Below are 15944 nucleotides of genomic sequence, written 5' to 3'. Positions count from 1 at the left end.
CGTGGTGGGCGGACGGCATACCGTGTCCGTATGCGTTTCGAGCACCTGGGTTTCGCGCCGGACTTCGTCGACTACGAGGACGGCTGGGCGCGCCAACGTGAGGTGCACGCGGCCGTCGCCGCGGGCGACGAGCCGGACACGACCCTTCTCCTCGAGCACGCGGCCGTCTACACCGCGGGCAAGCGCACCCAGCCCGAGCAGCGGCCCTTCGACGGCACCCCCGTCGTCGACGTCGACCGCGGCGGCCTCATCACGTGGCACGGCCCGGGCCAGCTCGTCGGCTACCCGATCTGCCGCCTCCCCGAGGTCCCGATCGACGTCGTCGCGCACGTCCGCCGACTCGAGGAGGCGATGATGCGGATGACGCGCGAGTTCGGCGTCGAGACGGTCCGCGTCGAGGGACGCAGTGGCGTGTGGGTCCTCGCCGACGACCGCGGCCCCGACCGCAAGCTCGGCGCGATCGGCGTCCGCGTGAGCAAGCGGACGACGATGCACGGCTTCGCCCTCAACTGCGACGCGGACCTGTCGTGGGCCGACAACATCATCGCGTGCGGCATCGAGGACGCGGGCGTCTCGTCGATCAGCCGCGAGGCCGGACGCACCGTCACCGTCCAGGACCTCCTCCCCTACGCCGAGAAGCACCTCACCGACGTCCTCGGCTGAGTTCCGACCACGACGGCGTATGCCGTCCGCTCACCCCTCGATCGGATCGCACCTGAGCGGGTCCGGCAGTGCGGTGACCCGGCCACACGAGACCCGGGTGAGCTTGTCCCCGGCGTAGCGGTCCGCGCTCGAGTCGATGTCGCCGTCTCCCTGACCAAGGGTGACCGACCCGCAGTCGATCTCGGCGACCAGCGAGGAAGCCGTTTTCGTCTCGGTACCGCCTCCGTCAGCGGCGGAGGTCGCCGTCCCGCAGGCGGTGAGCAGACCAACGACACAGAGAATGGCGTATCGGTTCATGCTGCTCAGACGTCGGCCCGCGCCCATGGGTTCCCGCCCGTCCGCACCGAATGTGGGGTTCGACACGCCCGGGCGTACTCTGGGTCGTGTGACTGTCGCACCCGAAGGACGCCGCCTGCTCCGCGTCGAGGCACGCAACGCCGAGACCCCGATCGAGCGCAAGCCGGAGTGGATCCGCACCACCGCCAGGATGGGCCCGGAGTACACCCAGCTCCACTCCATGGTGAAGCGCGAAGGACTCCACACGGTCTGCCAGGAAGCCAGTTGTCCCAACATCTTCGAGTGCTGGGAGGACAAGGAGGCGACCTTCCTCATCGGTGGTGACGTCTGCACCCGACGCTGCGACTTCTGCGACATCGCCACCGGTCGCCCGACCGCTCTGGACCTCGACGAGCCCCGCCGCGTCGCCGAGTCCGTGCAGCAGATGGGCCTGCGCTACTCGACCGTCACGGGTGTGGCCCGTGACGACCAGCCCGACGGTGCCGCCGGCCTCTACGCCGAGACGATCCGCCAGATCCACGCCCTCAACCCCAACACGGGTGTCGAGATCCTCCCGCCCGACTTCGGAGCCAAGCCCGAGCTCGTCGGCCAGGTCTTTGACGCGCGCCCCGAGGTCTTCGCGCACAACCTCGAGACGGTCCCGCGGATCTTCCGCCAGATCCGTCCCGCGTTCACCTACGAGAAGTCGCTCAAGGTCCTCTCCATGGCCCGCGACGCCGAGCTCGTCACGAAGTCCAACCTCATCCTCGGCATGGGCGAGGAGGACCACGAGGTCGAGCAGGCCATCGCCGACCTCCACGACGCGGGCTGCGACATCCTCACGATCACGCAGTACCTCCGCCCCTCGAAGCTGCACCACCCCATCGACCGGTGGGTCAAGCCCGAGGAGTTCGTCCACTGGAGCACGGTCGCCGAGGAGATGGGCTTCAAGGGCGTCATGGCCGGGCCGCTGGTGCGCTCGTCCTACCGGGCCGGACGCCTGTGGGCCACCGCGATGACGAAGTGGGGCCGGCCGATTCCCGAGCACCTGTCCCACCTGGCCCAGGCCGCCAGTGACCCCGCCCGCCAGGAGGCCGCCTCGTTGGTCGCCCGTGCCGGAGCCACCGAACGCGCCGTATCCTGAACCCCTAGCACCCGCGCGAGACCTCGCGCACTGAACCGACGCAGGAGCACGCACCCCGTGGCCAAAGAGACCACCGAAGAGAAGAAGCCCGGACGGTTCGCCGAGATCCGTCAGGGCTACCGCGCCATCAAGCAGCTCGACCCGAAGATCGGGTGGATCATGCTCGCGGCGGCACTCGTGACCTTCGCGGTCATCGTCGGGATCGGTTTCGCCCTCGGCGGCCTCTGGCGCTGGTATCTCATCCTCATCGCGATTCCCGCCGCACTGCTTGCCGCTGTGTTCGTCATGAACCGTCGTGGCAACAAGGCGATGTACGGCATGCTCGAGGGCCAGGCCGGTGCAGCCGGCGCTGCCCTGCAGAGCATGGGTCGCCGCGGTTGGTACGCGTCGACGGAGCCGGTCGCCGTCGACGCAAACCGCGCGTCCAAGCCGAGCGATCTGTCCGGGTCGGCCATGGTGTTCCGTGCGCTCGGGCGCCCCGGCGTCGTGCTCATCGGTGAGGGTCCCAAGCAGCGCGCCCTCAAGCTCCTCAAGGCCGAGGAGAAGAAGATCAACCGCGTCGCGCCCGGCGTCCCCGTGCACCTGTGGGTCGTCGGTGACGCCGACGACGAGGTCAAGGTCAGCAAGATCAGTTCCAAGCTGACCCGGATGCGCCCGGTCCTCACCAAGGACGAGACGTCGGTCGTCAACAAGCGCCTCAAGTCCCTCGGCGGCCTGCGCACCGGCGTCCCCGCCGGCATGGACCCGACCCGCGCCCGCGTCGACCGCAAGGCCATGCGCGGCAAGTAGGCCTCGGCTCACCTGGCGATATCCCGTCGCCTTCCGTGGGTGCTCGGGTCTACCTTTCGCGTATGCCGTCCGCCCCCACTCTGGCCGCGTTCGCCTTCGCGTCGCTGCTCCTCATCCTCTTCCCCGGCCCCGCCATGCTCTTCCTCGTGGCCCGGGGCGCTGCTGGGGGTCGCCGCGTCGGCGTCATGTCTGCTCTCGGCGTCGAGTCTGCGACGGCGACGTTCGTCGTCGCCACCGCACTCGGTCTCACCGCGGTCCTGGCCACGTCGGCGCTCGCTCTGTCCGTGGTGCGCTACGTCGGTGCCGGCTATCTCGTGTGGCTCGGGATCGGGGTGCTGCGCAGCCGTGGCGCTGTCGCGACACCGGTGCCGACGGCGGTCGTGGGACCCACGAGCGACTGGAAGAGTTGGCGACAGGGCTACCTCGTCGGGATCGCCAACCCGAAGGTGGCGCTCTTCTTCCTCGCGTTCTTCCCGCAGTTCCTCGACCCAGCGCGCGGTTCCATGACCGGTCAGATCGTCGTCCTGGGTGCGGTGTTCGTCGCGATCGGACTCGTCTTCGACGCGAGCTACGGCGCGCTGGCCGGGACGATCTCGACCCGGATGGCAGCCAGGGCACAGCGTCGGGGCCGGACCTCGACCAAGGGCAAGGTCGCGATCGGCCTCACCTACATCGGCCTCGGTGGCTTCACCGCGGCGACGGGGTCCCGGACGCTCTGAAACCCCGGATTGGGGAGGCGCTCAGCGGCGCGCGATGACCGTGCCGGCCGCGGCGTCGTGGAGGCCACGGCCGTGGCGGTCGGTGAGCACCGCCGGGACGAAGAGGCAGAGCAGGGCCGTGCGGATCACGACCTGGAGCGGGAACGAACCCGGACGCACCTGCAGCACCTGGAGCTTCATCAGGGCGTGCCCCGGCGTCGCCGCGAAGGGAATGACGCAGAGCAGGTTGAGCACCGCGAGGACGGCGAGTGGCACGAAGGCCGCGGCTCCGCCCTGCCCGAGTTCGGCACCGAAGGCGAACACGGCGAGCACCTGCGCGATGACCCAATCGATGAGGAGACCGACGGCGCGCCGCCACAACGGAGCCATGGACGCGGGACCGGCGGCCGGCATGCCAAGGTGCTGACCGGCATACGCCTGCGGTTCTTCGATCGTCACGAAACGACTGTATTCGGTCTCACGGCGGACGCTTCGGACGGGTCGCTGCGACCTCTGGCAGGGTGTAACACCGGTGAAACATTCGGGTCATGGTCGGGAAACTCCGCCCTCCTAAGGTGACGACCATGCCCGGGCACCGCCCGCACTCCCCCATTGGCTAGGAGGCCACGTGTTCAGCTCTGCTGACGAGGTCCTGTCGTTCATCAAGGACGAGGACGTCAAGTTCGTCGACATTCGATTCTGCGACCTGCCCGGTGTGATGCAGCACTTCAACGTGCCCGCCGAGACCGTCGACGAGGACTTCTTCACGAACGGCCAGGCGTTCGACGGTTCCTCGATCCGCGGCTTCCAGGCGATCCACGAGTCCGACATGAAGCTCATCCCGGACCCGACGACGGCCTACCTCGACCCGTTCCGTGAGCACAAGACGCTCATCATGAACTTCTCGATCGTCGACCCGTTCACCGACGAGCCCTACAGCCGCGACCCGCGCAACATCGCCGCGAAGGCCGAGGCCTACCTCAAGTCGACGGGCATCGCCGACACCGCCTACTTCGGCGCCGAGGCCGAGTTCTACGTCTTCGACGACGTGCGCTTCGAGACGAAGGCCAACGCCTCCTACTACTACCTCGACTCCGTCGAGGCCGCGTGGAACACCGGTCGCGAGGAGGAGGGCGGCAACAAGGGTTACAAGACCCGCTACAAGGGCGGCTACTTCCCCGTCCCGCCGGTCGACCACTTCGCCGACGTTCGCGACAACATCTGCCTCAACCTGGACAAGGTCGGCATCAAGGTCGAGCGCAGCCACCACGAGGTCGGCACCGCCGGTCAGCAGGAGATCAACTACCGCTTCGACACGCTCCTCGCGTCGGGCGACGACATGATGAAGTTCAAGTACGTCGTCAAGAACACGGTGTGGGGCTACGGCAAGACCGCGACGTTCATGCCGAAGCCGCTCTTCGGTGACAACGGCTCGGGCATGCACACGCACCAGTCGCTCTGGAAGGACGGCGAGCCGCTGTTCTACGACGAGCGCGGCTATGGCGGCCTGTCGGACATCGCGCGCTGGTACATCGGTGGCCTCCTCAAGCACGCCCCCGCGGTCCTCGCGTTCACCAACCCGACGGTGAACTCCTACCACCGCCTCGTCCCGGGCTACGAGGCACCGGTCAACCTCGTCTACTCGGCCCGCAACCGCTCGGCCTGCGTCCGCATCCCGATCGCGGGTGACTCGCCGAAGGCCAAGCGCATCGAGTTCCGCATCCCGGACCCGTCGTCGAACCCGTACCTCGCGTTCGCCGCCCAGCTCATGGCCGGCCTCGACGGCATCAAGAACCGCATCGAGCCCCCGGAGCCGGTGGACAAGGACCTCTACGAGCTCCCGCCGGAGGAGCACGACGCCATCGAGCAGGTCCCGGGTTCGCTCCCGGCCGTGCTCGAGGCGCTGGAGGCGGACCACGAGTTCCTGCTCGAGGGTGACGTCTTCACGAAGGACCTCATCGAGACCTGGATCGAGTGGAAGCGCAAGAACGAGGTCGACCCGATCCGCTTCCGCCCGCACCCGCACGAGTTCGAGATGTACTTCGACATCTGAGCAGCGAGAGCGGCGGTAGGGGCCGACGAAGGAGGCACCTGCCGTAGTTCGAGGTGCCAGATGTCGAACAAAAGACGCAGTGACATCTGATCGAAGATCCGGTCGAGAGTAGAGAACACGCCGTTCGCGAAATTCGCGGACGGCGTGTTCTCTACTCTCGATTGCTTTTGGGTATGCCGGGTGGTCGGCTCAGGCGTCGACGAGGTCCTGGCCGTCGATGGTCCCGGCGTTCTCGTCGATGGCCTCGACGGTGTCGTTCGGCTCGGGTTCGGCCACGCGACGACGGTCGAGGTGGACGCCGGCGATCATGCAGCGCACGGACCCTCCGGCCAGTTCGATCGTCGGGATGTCGACCGCGACGATCTCGCAGGACTCCTCGATAGCAGCCACCTGCTCGGGACGCAGGCTGCGGCGAGCCCGCGCCGACATCGCCATGATGTATCGGCGCTTGCCGTCGGCCGTGCGGCCGCACAGCTCGACGGCGTTGCCGGCGAACTCGCGGATCTGGTCCTCGGACAGTTCCACGATGCGTCGGCCGTTGACCGACAGCCGCTCACGCACCTGCTCGCGACGCACCTCGTCGGGGATCATGTCGAGCGCGATCATCGCGACGTCGGTGCCGATGCAGGCGATGACGTTGGTGTGATACACCGGCACGCCGTCGGAGTCGACCGCGTCGAAGGCCATCGGCTCGTAGTTGAAGTCCGTGCAGAAGCGCTCGAGCACCGCGATGTCGGCGCGGTGGCTGCGTGCGGTGTAAGCGACTCGCGAGACGTGGTCGAGCACCATCGCTCCGGTGCCCTCGAGGAAGATGCCGTCGGGCTCGAGGCCGGAGTAGTCCACGATCGTCTGCACGCGGTACTCCGACTTGAGCATCTCGAGGACGTCCGTGCGGCGCTCGTGCCGCCGGTTGGAGGCGTACATCGGATAGACCGCGACATAACCACCCGCATGGGTGGACAGCCAGTTGTTGGGGAAGACGCTGTCGGGGCGGGTGTGGTCCTCGTCGGCGAAGACGTGCACCCTCACTCCAGCCGCGCGGAGGGCGTCCGCGAGGGCGTCCATCTCGGCCAGGGCCGTCGTCGACACGGCGTTGTCGGACTGTCCGTCCGGGACGTCGCGCTGGAAGGCGTTGTCGGCCGCGGTGGCGGGGTTGGGCAGAAACCGCTCGGCGCGGATCAGGATGACAGCGTGGGGGGCCTGTGCACTCACGGACGGAATCTAGACCATCGAGGCCGCCGACTCGAACCGTGGTGCACCTCAGGAGCCGCCGAAGTCTCCCCCACCGAAATCGCCACCTCCAAAGTCGCCTCCGAAGTCGCTGCCGCCCACGTCCGAGCCGCCGAAATCCGAGCCTCCGACCTCGCCACCGAAGTCTTCGCCCCCGGCGTCCGAACCGGCCCCAGCGTCACCTGAGACGTCGCCGCCTGCATCGGCACCGACGTCCGCGCCGGAGTCACCTGCCTCGGCCGCCTCGGGTGAGGAGTCGTATCCGTCGAACAGGGCATTCGCGATGGCGGACCCGACGACGACGCCCGCAATGGTCCCCATCATCGAACCCATCATGGTGCCGCCCATGCCCACTCCGCCGAAGCCCGTGCGGCCGAAGGCCCGCTCGAGGGTGCCGGGCTGACGCATCTCGGCTCGGGTCGCGGCGCGGGCAAGGTCCTGGGCGGATGCACTGGCCGGCACCTCACCGGCCGGTGCGTTCGCCGAGAGTTCGGTGAGTACCTGTTGCCGCTGTTCGGGAGTCAACCGGGCAAAGGCCTCGGCGTGCACCTGCTCGAGCGAGTCCGGAGGTGCGGTCCGCAGCAGGTAGCGGTAGCGGGCGACGGCACGGTCGTCCTCCGCCGTCGCCGCGGCCGAGGAGCCAGACGCCACACCGCTTGTCGGGCCGCCCGCACGGAACTGGCTCCCCTGGGACGGGGCCGTCCAGGACCCTCCTCCGGCACCGGGCGCCGGTGCCTGCTGGCGCGGCTCGCGCCCGAGCAGCTTGTCGAGAAATCCCACGAAATCCTCCTCGGCTGGGGCCGGGCCTGCAACGCGGCCTGTCCACCAGCATGCACGAGGTGGGCCGTCAGTGGGTCAGGGCGAGGGAACCCAATGCGACCAGCCAGCTGACGAAGCTGCCGACCAGGAAGTACTCCGTCACCTCGTCGATGCCATCGCCCTTGATGCTCGTGTCGTCGTCGCGGGCGGACTGAAGCTCGGGGAAACGGATCAGGCCCTTGGCCGCGATCACGATGCTGGCGGCCGTGATCTGTCCCGCGAGTCCCAGGCCGAGGATGAAGATGCGCTCCATCGGTCCGAGGAGCCGGCCGCCGCGCAGCTTGTCGGAGGGTTGCGTCTCGAGGGCCCGGGGCGCGCGCGACGAAGGGCGGAGCGCCCCGACGCTGACCAGGACGAGTCGGACGATGACATTGCCCGTGGCGAGGTTGGCGACGACGAATCCCACAACGAGCAGGACCCGGTCGACCGACACCTCACCGAACGGCAGGTCGGCCCACGCGAGCCAGTCGGCGAGGACCCCACCCGGAGGCGAAGCCAGCCCCGACGCGGCAACGAGGACGACGGCCGTCACACCCAGGGTCAGCAGCGCCTCGACGTGACCGCCTCCGCGCACGAGGGAGCGCTCGGAGAGTGCCGCCCATGCCGCGAGGGGAACAGTCGATGCGATGAGCGTCACGAGGTCCGCTGTGCCCGTCAGGCCGGCAAGCAGACCGACGCCCACGACCACGACGGCGCCCACGGGGACCGCGGCACGGCGCACCCGCGAATCGTCGACGGCGCGGAGCAGGTCGGTCACGCCGACGCCCAGGAGCCAGATCGCGAGCCACGTCATGGCAGGTCCCTGAGCAGCTGGGCGCTCTGCACGATGACGGCAAGCCCGTCGGCCCGAACCCGTTGTGAGACAGCGGAAGCAGTGATGCCCTCAGCCGCCGCGAGCTCTCGTTGCGTCATCCCGTCCAGCAGTCCTCTCACCAGTCGTAGCGATCTCTCCGACAACGAGCCAAGCAGGTGGTCCTGACAGAGCAGCGCGGCGTTCACTGCCGCGGTGGTCCCGGTGTCGTCCGGCTCACCCTCAGCCACCCGGTATGCCGTCCGCACGTGTCCCAGCGCTGCGCGCCCAGCCGCTCGCTCGGCTTCCACGATGGCGTCGCGTGCCGCCCACCAGGCCGGACCGTCCTTGATGCCGCGCACGGGGTCAAGAGTCGTGGTGCTCCCCCGGCCCACACCGTGCCGGGTGTCGGCCAGCGGAAGCAACTCCAGGCGAACCCGCAGTGCCGCGTCGAGCGCCTCACCCAGATGCTCGAAGACTCCCTGGAATTCGTCGCCGGCCGTGATCTCGAGCGGCTCGACGTGGTCAATGGCTGCGTTGGCCGTGGAGAGCGCCTGCTCGAGGGCGCGGTGCAGTGCCCGGCGGTTCTTGCTCGCGCGCGACGCGACGAGATCGCCGATGAGCACGACATGGGCCTTCCTCGACGCAGGCATGGCAACAGCATACCTTGATTACTCCGAACTTAAGCCTTTCTCTTAATTTTGAAATTCTTCAGGCATGACCTTCATCCACATACGGATCAATCCGACCCGCGAGTCTGCCAGCGAACGCACAGCAAGCAGGTCCATAGTGAGAGGGACGGACCCGATGGGCCCGTGACGACGGGACCCAGAGGTCCCCGAACCCCGAGGTTCCCGCCGCCAGATCCACATCGTCTGGAGGCGTCATGAGCGGCACCACTTCCCCCACTCCCACCCGACGGATCGTCGTCGGCGTCGACGGATCCGCCCACGGGTGGGCGGCGTTGGCCTGGGCCGCCGAGCGTGCCTCCGCCGACCAGGTGCCCCTGCACATCATCCATGCGTTCGCACCCGACATCCCCATGCTCGGCTTCGGCACGACCGACCAGAGCGACATCCGCACCGAGGGAAAGCATCTGCTCGCCACGGCGACGGCGCGAGCCCACGCCGTGGACTCCACGCTCCGCGTCACCACGTCGCTTCCGCCCGGATTCGCCTCTCGAGCCCTGGTCAGCGCCTCCCACGACGCGACCCTGATCGTCCTCGGCGCCATCGGTCACGGCCTCCTCAGCAGGGCGACGATCGGCGCCGTCGCACAGCAGGTCGCCGCCCACGCCACCTGTCCTGTGGTGATCGTCGGTCACGAGGGTCACACCGAGACCGAACACCACCGGGTCGTCGTCGGTGTCGACGGCTCCCCGTCCTCGACCGCAGCGCTGCACACCGCCTTCGATCACGCCGCCCGAACCGACGCCGAACTCGTGGTCGTCCACGCCTGGGAGGCGAGCGGGATCGAGGACCCGACCCTGGCCAGCGACTCGAGCTGGCCGGCATACGAGGCCGAACTCGAGCAGAAGTTCAATCGCGAGATCGCGGCGAGCAGCGCCTCTCACCCCGCCGTCAAGGTGCGCCACGAGGTGGTTCGTGACTCACCGATCGGTGCGCTGATCCACGCGGCGGACACCGCGGACCTCGTTGTCGTCGGTGCGCGCGGCACGGGTGGTTTCCCGGGCCTGCGCCTCGGCTCGGTGTCAGGCCGGTTGCTCGGCCGGACCGCCTGCCCGCTCGTCGTCGTGCATTCGCGGGAGGCGTGAGGTCGCCCCGAGCTGATCGAGCACGAAGGCCCATTCCCACGCGATCTGCTCCCACGCGGCATACCGACCGCTGCGTCCGCCGTGACCCGCGGACATCTCGGTGCGCAAGACGATCGGTCGTGACGCGTCGTTCGTGACGGTGGCGCGCAGCCGCGCCACCCACTTGGCCGCCTCCGTGAAGAACACCCGGGTGTCGTGCAGGCTCGTCGTCGCCAGAATCGCCGGATACTCCTGTGCCGCAACGTTTTCGTACGGGGTGTAGGCCTTCATCACCGCATAGACCTCGGGATCCTCGAGCGGATTGCCCCACTCCTCCCACTCCCCCACGGTGAGCGGCAGATCGGGACGCAGGATGGTCGTCAACGCGTCGACGAACGGCACCGCACCGTGTGCGACCCGGAACCGGTCCGGGGCGAGGTTGAGCGCGGCGCCCACGAGCAGACCTCCGGCCGAACCGCCTTCGAGGCCGAGTCGGTCCGGCGCCACCCAGCCCAACTCGACGAGCCGGTCGGCACAGGCAACGGTGTCGCTGAAGGTGTTGGGCTTGGCCAGCAACTTGCCCTCGTCGTACCAGTGCCGACCCATCTCGCCGCCGCCGCGCACGTGCGCCGTGGCATGGACGACGCCACGGTCGAGGAGTGAGAGACGAGCCACCGAGAAGTAGGGATCGCTCGAGTGCTCATATGCCCCGTATGCCGTGAGGAGACCCGGGTGGGTCCCGTCCGGTTCGAGGTCGGCCCGGTGCACGACGGAGATCGGCACCCTGGTCCCATCGGCTGCGGTCGCCCACTCCCGACGCTGGACGTAGTCGGACAGGTCCACGTCGCCGAGGACGGGTTGTTGCTTGAGGACCGTGCGCTCCCCCGACCTGAAGTCGAGGTCGAGGACGGTGCGCGGGGTCACGAACGACTCGTAGACCACCTGGAGCGAGGACTGGCCACGCTCGGGGTTGTCGCCCAGGCCGACCGAGTAGATCGGTTCGTCGAAGGACACGGGAACCGGTGCGGCATACCCGGATTCGCGCGTCGGGTCCGCGGGAAGCAAGGACAGCGACGTCAGCCCGTTGCGACGGAGCGACAGGACGGCCACGTCGTCGAACGCGTCGATCCCGAGGAACCGCTCGCCCTCGCCGGCGGCCACCAACGGCTGCCACTGCTCGTGGCTCGTCGCATCGAGAGGAGCCCACGCGAGGTCGGAATTGGGATTGTCAGTGTTGTGCACGATGAGCAGGCGATCCTGCGCCGGCTCGACGTCGTACTCGACGCCGTCGCGGCGGGCGGCCACGACGCGGAACTCGGCGTCGGGAGTGCTCGCGTCGAGCAGTCGTACCTCGGAAGTCGTCTTCGAGCCGAGGGCAAGGATGATCCATCGGTCATCGCGACTGGACCCGATGCCCATCCAGAAGCGTTCGTCGTCCTCCTGGTGCACGAGGACGTCCGTGGACGGATCGCTCCCGACAACGTGCCGCCAGAGCTGGTGTGGCCGCCATGCGTCGTCGAGTCGGGTGTAGAACACGGTGCCGCCGTCGTGCGAGAACTCGACGCCGTAACCGATCCCGGCGAGTGAGTCGTCGAGGGTCTCCCCCGTATCCAGGTCACGGATGACGAGGCCGAAGCGTTCATCTCCCGTCACGTCGGTGGCCAGGGCCAGTCGACGGTGGTCGGGGCTCACGGTCAGAGCGCCGATGGCGAAGAACTCGGACTCGCCGGCCTCGACGTTGCCGTCGACGATGATCTGCTCACCCTCGGGGGTGACGTCGGGGGCGACGACCGGTCGCACCGCCGGATCCGAGCACGGCACTCGCGCGTGAATGGCGTACTGCTGGCCCTCGACCGTTCGTGAGTAGTACCACCACGGCCCGGAATGGACCGGCACTGACAGGTCGGTCTCGAGGACGCGCGACTTGATCTCGCCAAAGATGCTGTCCCGCAACGGTTTCAGCTGCTCGGTCAGGGCATCGGCGTAGGCATTCTCGGCGTCGAGGTAGGCCCGCACCTCCGGGTCTTCGCCGTCGCGCAGCCATTCGTAGGCGTCGACGAACCGGTCACCATGGTGCTCACGGAGGTGCTCGCGCGTCGGCGCGACAGGAGGAGTTGGCTCAGCCACCGGTCAGGCACCTCGGACCGAAGAGGACCTTGAGATCCCCGAAGAGCGACTCGGTCGCATTGACCCGCAGGGCGTCGTCGAGCTTGACGAGCGTCATGCGTCCGGGCTTGGTCAACCTCAGGTGGACTTCCGTCGTCCCCGGATGGTTGGCCAGCACACCCTTGAGCTCCTCCATGCGCCCGGTGGTGGCGCGCATCGTGTCGAGGGTGACCACGACCGGGCCGCGGGGGCCTTCGGTGATCTCGGGCAGGGTCAGCTCCTGGGCATAGATCGACACCGAGTCGTCGCGCTTGTTGACCTTGCCCCGGACCACGGCGACGACGTCCTGCTGGAGCATCGTCGAGACCGTGAGGTAGGCGCTGGGGAAGAAGAGGCACTCGATGGCGCCCTCGAGGTCCTCCACCGTGGCAATGGCCCAGAGGTCGCCCTTCTTGGTCCGCTTGATCTGGAGCCCGGTGATGAGACCGGCCACGGTCACCATGGCGCCCTCGGGCTTGCCGTCCTCCGTGCTGAGGCTGGCGATGGCCGTGTCGGCGTGCTGTGCGAGAACGTGTTCGACGCCGAAGAGTGGGTGGTCGGACACATAGAGACCGAGCATCTCGCGCTCGAAGGTGAGCAGCGTCGACTTGTCCCACTCCACGGTGGGCACAGGTGTCAGGCCCATCATCGTCATGTCATCACCGGCCTCGTCGGCGTCGCCGAAGGACCCGAAGAGGGAGTCCTGACCGATCGCTTCCTGCCGCTTGATCGAGACGAACGCGTCGACGTATTCCTCGTGGATGCGGAAGAGCCCGGCCCGCGACTCCCCCAGTCCGTCGAAGGCACCGCCCTTGATGAGGGACTCGATGGTGCGCTTGTTGCAGACCACGGCGGGGCACTTCGAGAGGAAGTCGCGGAAGGAGGTGAACGCCCCCTTCTCCTCGCGGGCCTGGATGATCGCCTCGACAACGTTGTGCCCGACGTTGCGAATGGCTGCCATCCCGAAGCGGATGTCGGTGCCGACCGCGGCGAAGCGGGCGACCGAGTCGTTGACGTCGGGTGGCAGCACCTTGATGCCCATGCGACGGCACTCGCCGAGGTAGAGCGCCGACTTGTCCTTGTCGTCGCCGACGCTCGTCAGGAGTCCGGCCATGTACTCGGCCGGGTAGTTCGCCTTGAGATAGGCGGTCCAGTACGAGACGAGACCGTATGCCGCGGTGTGGGCCTTGTTGAACGCGTAGTCCGAGAAGGGGACCAGGACGCCCCAGAGGGCGGCGATCGATGCCTCGTTGAAGCCGTTGGCCTTCATGCCATCGGAGAAGGGGACGTACTCGGCGTCGAGGACCTCCTTCTTCTTCTTGCCCATGGCGCGACGGAGCAGGTCGGCGTTGCCCAGCGTGTAGCCCGCGAGCTTCTGGGCGATCTCCATGACCTGCTCCTGGTAGATCACCAGGCCGTAGGTCGTGCCCAGGATCGGCTCGAGCGCCGTGATCATCTCGGCCTGGAGCTTGCCCTTGAGCTGCGGGTCGAGCGGGATGAGCTCCTGCTTGCCGTTCTTGCGCAGCGCGAAGTTCGTGTGCGCGTTCACACCCATGGGGCCGGGGCGGTAGAGCGCGAGAGCGGCCGAGATGTCCTCGAAGTTGTCCGGCTGCATCAACTTGAGCAGGGTCCGCATGCCGCCGCCATCGAGCTGGAACACGCCCAGCGTGTCGCCACGCGCGAGCAGCTCGTAGGTCGCCCTGTCCGTCATGTCCTTGGACAGGGCGTCGAGGTCGAGGTCCTCACCCCGGTTCGTCTTCACGTTCTCGATGGCGTCGTCGAGGATCGTGAGGTTGCGCAGGCCGAGGAAGTCCATCTTGACCAGCCCGAGCGTTTCGCACGTGGGGTAGTCGAACTGGGTGAGGACCTGACCGTCCTGCAGTCGCTTCATGATCGGGATGACGTCGATCAGCGGCTCGCTCGACATGATGACGCCGGCCGCGTGGACGCCCCACTGGCGCTTCAGGCCCTCCAGGCCCTTGGCCGTCTCGACGATCTCCTTGAAGTGCGGCTCAGTCTCGACGAGCTCGCGGAACTCCTTGCCCTCGGCGTAGCGCGCGTGCTCCGGGTCATAGATCCCCGAGAGCGGGACGCCCTTGCCCATGACGTCCGGCGGCATCGCCTTGGTCAGCTGCTCACCGACGTTGAATGGGTGCCCCATGACGCGGGCCGAGTCCTTGACGGCCTGCTTGGCCTTGATCGTGCCGTAGGTGACGATCTGGGCCACGCGCTCCGAGCCGTACTTCTCGGTGACGTAGCGGATGACCTCACCGCGCCGGCGCTCGTCGAAGTCGACGTCGAAGTCGGGCATCGACATGCGCTCGGGGTTGAGGAAGCGCTCGAAGATCAGACCGTGCGGGATCGGGTCGAGGTCGGTGATCTTCATGGCGTAGGCGCACATGGATCCCGCACCCGAGCCGCGACCGGGTCCGACGCGAATCCCGTTGGCCTTGGCCCAGTTGATGAAGTCGGCGACGACAAGGAAGTAGCCCGGGTAGCCCTTGGAGACGATGACCTCGGTCTCGTAGTCGGCCTGCTTCTGGGCATACTCCGGTATGCCGTCCGGGAACCTCTCGGTGAGACCCTTCTGGACCTCCTTGACGAACCAGGACTCCTCGTTCTCCCCCGGCGGGCAGGGGAACTTGGGCATGTAGCGGCCTTCACCCTCGGTGAAGGAGACCTCGCACATCTCGGCGACGAGGAGGGTGTTGTCGCAGGCCTCGGGGAACTCGCGCCAGATGTGGCGCATCTCGGCCGCGGACTTGAGGTAGTAGCCGTCACCGTCGAACTTGAACCGGTTCGGGTCCATGAGGGTCGAGCCGGACTGGACGCAGAGGAGCGCTCCGTGGGCGGTGGAGTCCTCGGGATAGGTGTAGTGGCTGTCGTTGGTCGCGAGGAGCGGGAGGTCGAGCTCCTTGGCCAGTCGGAGCAGGTCCTTGATGGTGCGGCGCTCGATCTCGTTCTGGTGGTCCATGACCTCGCAGAAGTAGTTCTCGGCGCCGAAGATGTCGCGGTAGTCGCTCGCGGCCTGCTTGGCCAGGTCGTACTGCCCCAGTCGCAGACGGGTCTGGATCTCGCTCGACGGGCACCCCGTCGTCGCGATGAGTCCCTGGTTGTGCTGGTCGATCAGCTCGCGGTCGAGGCGCGGCCACTTCGCGTAGACCTGATCCAGCGAAGCCTGACTGTCCATCTGGAAGAGGTTGCGCAGACCGTTGTTGTTCTTGGCCAGCAGGGTCATGTGCGTGTAGGCACCCGAACCCGACACGTCGTCACCGGGGCGAGTGCGCTCGTCGCCCCACTTGACGCGCGTCTTGTCGGTGCGGTGCGTCCCCGGGGTCACGTAGGCCTCGAGTCCGATGATCGGCTTGACGCCGGTCCCCTGGGCCTTGCGCCAGAACTCGTGCGCCCCGTAGAGGTAGCCGTGATCGGTCATGGCGACGGCCGGCATCCCGAGCTCCGCCGCCCGGTTGAACAGGTCCCCGATGCGCGCCGCCCCGTCGAGCATGGAGTACTCGGTGTGGACGTGCAGATGGACGAAGTTGTCGCTGCGGTCCGGGGCTGGGGAGGAGGTTGTCGACGACATC

General features: G+C 67.8%; 14 protein-coding genes. 6 read left to right on the top strand and 8 right to left on the bottom strand.

The window, feature by feature from the left end; all coding sequences use genetic code 11:
• Positions 1-30 precede the first annotated feature (30 nt).
• Complete coding sequence (gene lipB / locus N803_RS03645; protein WP_035902802.1) at positions 31-663, top strand: lipoyl(octanoyl) transferase LipB; 633 nt, start codon at positions 31-33, stop codon at positions 661-663.
• 30 nt (positions 664-693) lie between these two features.
• Here lipB and N803_RS03640 read toward each other — a convergent pair whose 3' ends face one another.
• Positions 694-960 (bottom strand): hypothetical protein, encoded by a 267-nt coding sequence (locus N803_RS03640; protein ID WP_035902801.1) that lies wholly within the window; start codon positions 958-960, stop codon positions 694-696.
• Between the two features lie 88 nt (positions 961-1048).
• Here N803_RS03640 and lipA point away from each other — a divergent pair, with 88 nt between their 5' ends.
• The 3 genes from lipA to N803_RS03625 all read left to right on the top strand — a co-directional run bounded on the left by lipA (position 1049) and on the right by N803_RS03625 (position 3591).
• Entirely contained in the window at positions 1049-2083 is a 1035-nt protein-coding gene (lipA, locus tag N803_RS03635) for a lipoyl synthase (protein WP_035902799.1), read from the top strand.
• Positions 2084-2140: 57 nt separating this feature from the next.
• Positions 2141-2872, top strand: coding sequence for a DUF4191 family protein (locus tag N803_RS03630; RefSeq protein WP_035902798.1), 732 nt, complete (start codon positions 2141-2143; stop codon positions 2870-2872).
• Positions 2873-2934: 62 nt separating this feature from the next.
• Positions 2935-3591, top strand: coding sequence for a LysE family translocator (locus N803_RS03625; RefSeq protein WP_035902796.1), 657 nt, complete (start codon positions 2935-2937; stop codon positions 3589-3591).
• Positions 3592-3612: 21 nt separating this feature from the next.
• Here the strand turns inward: N803_RS03625 and N803_RS03620 are convergent, their stop codons facing one another.
• Entirely contained in the window at positions 3613-4029 is a 417-nt protein-coding gene (locus tag N803_RS03620; protein WP_035902794.1) for an RDD family protein, read from the bottom strand.
• 169 nt (positions 4030-4198) lie between these two features.
• Here N803_RS03620 and glnA point away from each other — a divergent pair, with 169 nt between their 5' ends.
• Entirely contained in the window at positions 4199-5623 is a 1425-nt protein-coding gene (gene glnA / locus N803_RS03615; protein ID WP_035902793.1) for a type I glutamate--ammonia ligase, read from the top strand.
• A gap of 189 nt (positions 5624-5812) precedes the next feature.
• Here the strand turns inward: glnA and ctlX are convergent, their stop codons facing one another.
• The 4 genes from ctlX to N803_RS03595 form a co-directional block, all read right to left on the bottom strand.
• Positions 5813-6835: a citrulline utilization hydrolase CtlX gene (gene ctlX, locus N803_RS03610; protein WP_035902792.1), complete on the bottom strand. Its 1023-nt coding sequence runs from the start codon at positions 6833-6835 to the stop codon at positions 5813-5815.
• A 48-nt stretch (positions 6836-6883) separates the two neighbouring features.
• Positions 6884-7633: a hypothetical protein gene (locus N803_RS03605; RefSeq protein WP_035902790.1), complete on the bottom strand. Its 750-nt coding sequence runs from the start codon at positions 7631-7633 to the stop codon at positions 6884-6886.
• 67 nt (positions 7634-7700) lie between these two features.
• Positions 7701-8465 carry a hypothetical protein gene (locus N803_RS03600; RefSeq protein WP_035902788.1) on the bottom strand — a complete coding sequence of 255 codons (765 nt, stop codon included), beginning with the start codon at positions 8463-8465 and terminating at the stop codon, positions 7701-7703.
• Positions 8462-9115, bottom strand: coding sequence for a SatD family protein (locus N803_RS03595; protein ID WP_035902786.1), 654 nt, complete (start codon positions 9113-9115; stop codon positions 8462-8464). Before N803_RS03595 ends, N803_RS03600 begins: the two co-directional genes overlap by 4 nt.
• Before the next feature lie 233 nt (positions 9116-9348).
• On the opposite strand from N803_RS03595, the gene N803_RS03590 reads away from it, so the two are divergent.
• Positions 9349-10236 carry a universal stress protein gene (locus tag N803_RS03590; protein WP_052111725.1) on the top strand — a complete coding sequence of 296 codons (888 nt, stop codon included), beginning with the start codon at positions 9349-9351 and terminating at the stop codon, positions 10234-10236.
• Here N803_RS03590 and N803_RS03585 read toward each other — a convergent pair.
• Together N803_RS03585 and dnaE are read right to left on the bottom strand one after the other, a co-directional pair.
• Entirely contained in the window at positions 10174-12342 is a 2169-nt protein-coding gene (locus N803_RS03585; protein WP_052111722.1) for a S9 family peptidase, read from the bottom strand. The genes N803_RS03590 and N803_RS03585 overlap by 63 nt on opposite strands.
• Positions 12335-15943 carry a DNA polymerase III subunit alpha gene (dnaE, locus tag N803_RS03580; RefSeq protein WP_035902785.1) on the bottom strand — a complete coding sequence of 1203 codons (3609 nt, stop codon included), beginning with the start codon at positions 15941-15943 and terminating at the stop codon, positions 12335-12337. The genes N803_RS03585 and dnaE overlap by 8 nt, the downstream gene beginning before the upstream one ends.
• Position 15944: the final 1 nt, after the last annotated feature.

Source organism: Knoellia subterranea KCTC 19937, from assembly GCF_000768685.1.
GTDB classification, from domain to species: domain Bacteria; phylum Actinomycetota; class Actinomycetes; order Actinomycetales; family Dermatophilaceae; genus Knoellia; species Knoellia subterranea.
The sequence above is the reverse complement of the archived record's forward strand: the minus strand, read 5'-3'. Positions and strand labels throughout refer to the sequence as shown.

Excerpts from the sequence above, each read along its gene's own strand:
- lipB (WP_035902802.1), top strand. The coding sequence starts at position 31 with ATGCGTTTCGAGCACCTGGGTTTCGCGCCGGACTTCGTCGACTACGAG.
- dnaE (WP_035902785.1), bottom strand. The coding sequence starts at position 15,943 with ATGTCGTCGACAACCTCCTCCCCAGCCCCGGACCGCAGCGACAACTTC.
- N803_RS03595 (WP_035902786.1), bottom strand. The coding sequence starts at position 9,115 with ATGCCTGCGTCGAGGAAGGCCCATGTCGTGCTCATCGGCGATCTCGTC.
- N803_RS03600 (WP_035902788.1), bottom strand. The coding sequence starts at position 8,465 with ATGACGTGGCTCGCGATCTGGCTCCTGGGCGTCGGCGTGACCGACCTG.
- N803_RS03625 (WP_035902796.1), top strand. The coding sequence starts at position 2,935 with ATGCCGTCCGCCCCCACTCTGGCCGCGTTCGCCTTCGCGTCGCTGCTC.
- N803_RS03640 (WP_035902801.1), bottom strand. The coding sequence starts at position 960 with ATGAACCGATACGCCATTCTCTGTGTCGTTGGTCTGCTCACCGCCTGC.
- N803_RS03590 (WP_052111725.1), top strand. The coding sequence starts at position 9,349 with ATGAGCGGCACCACTTCCCCCACTCCCACCCGACGGATCGTCGTCGGC.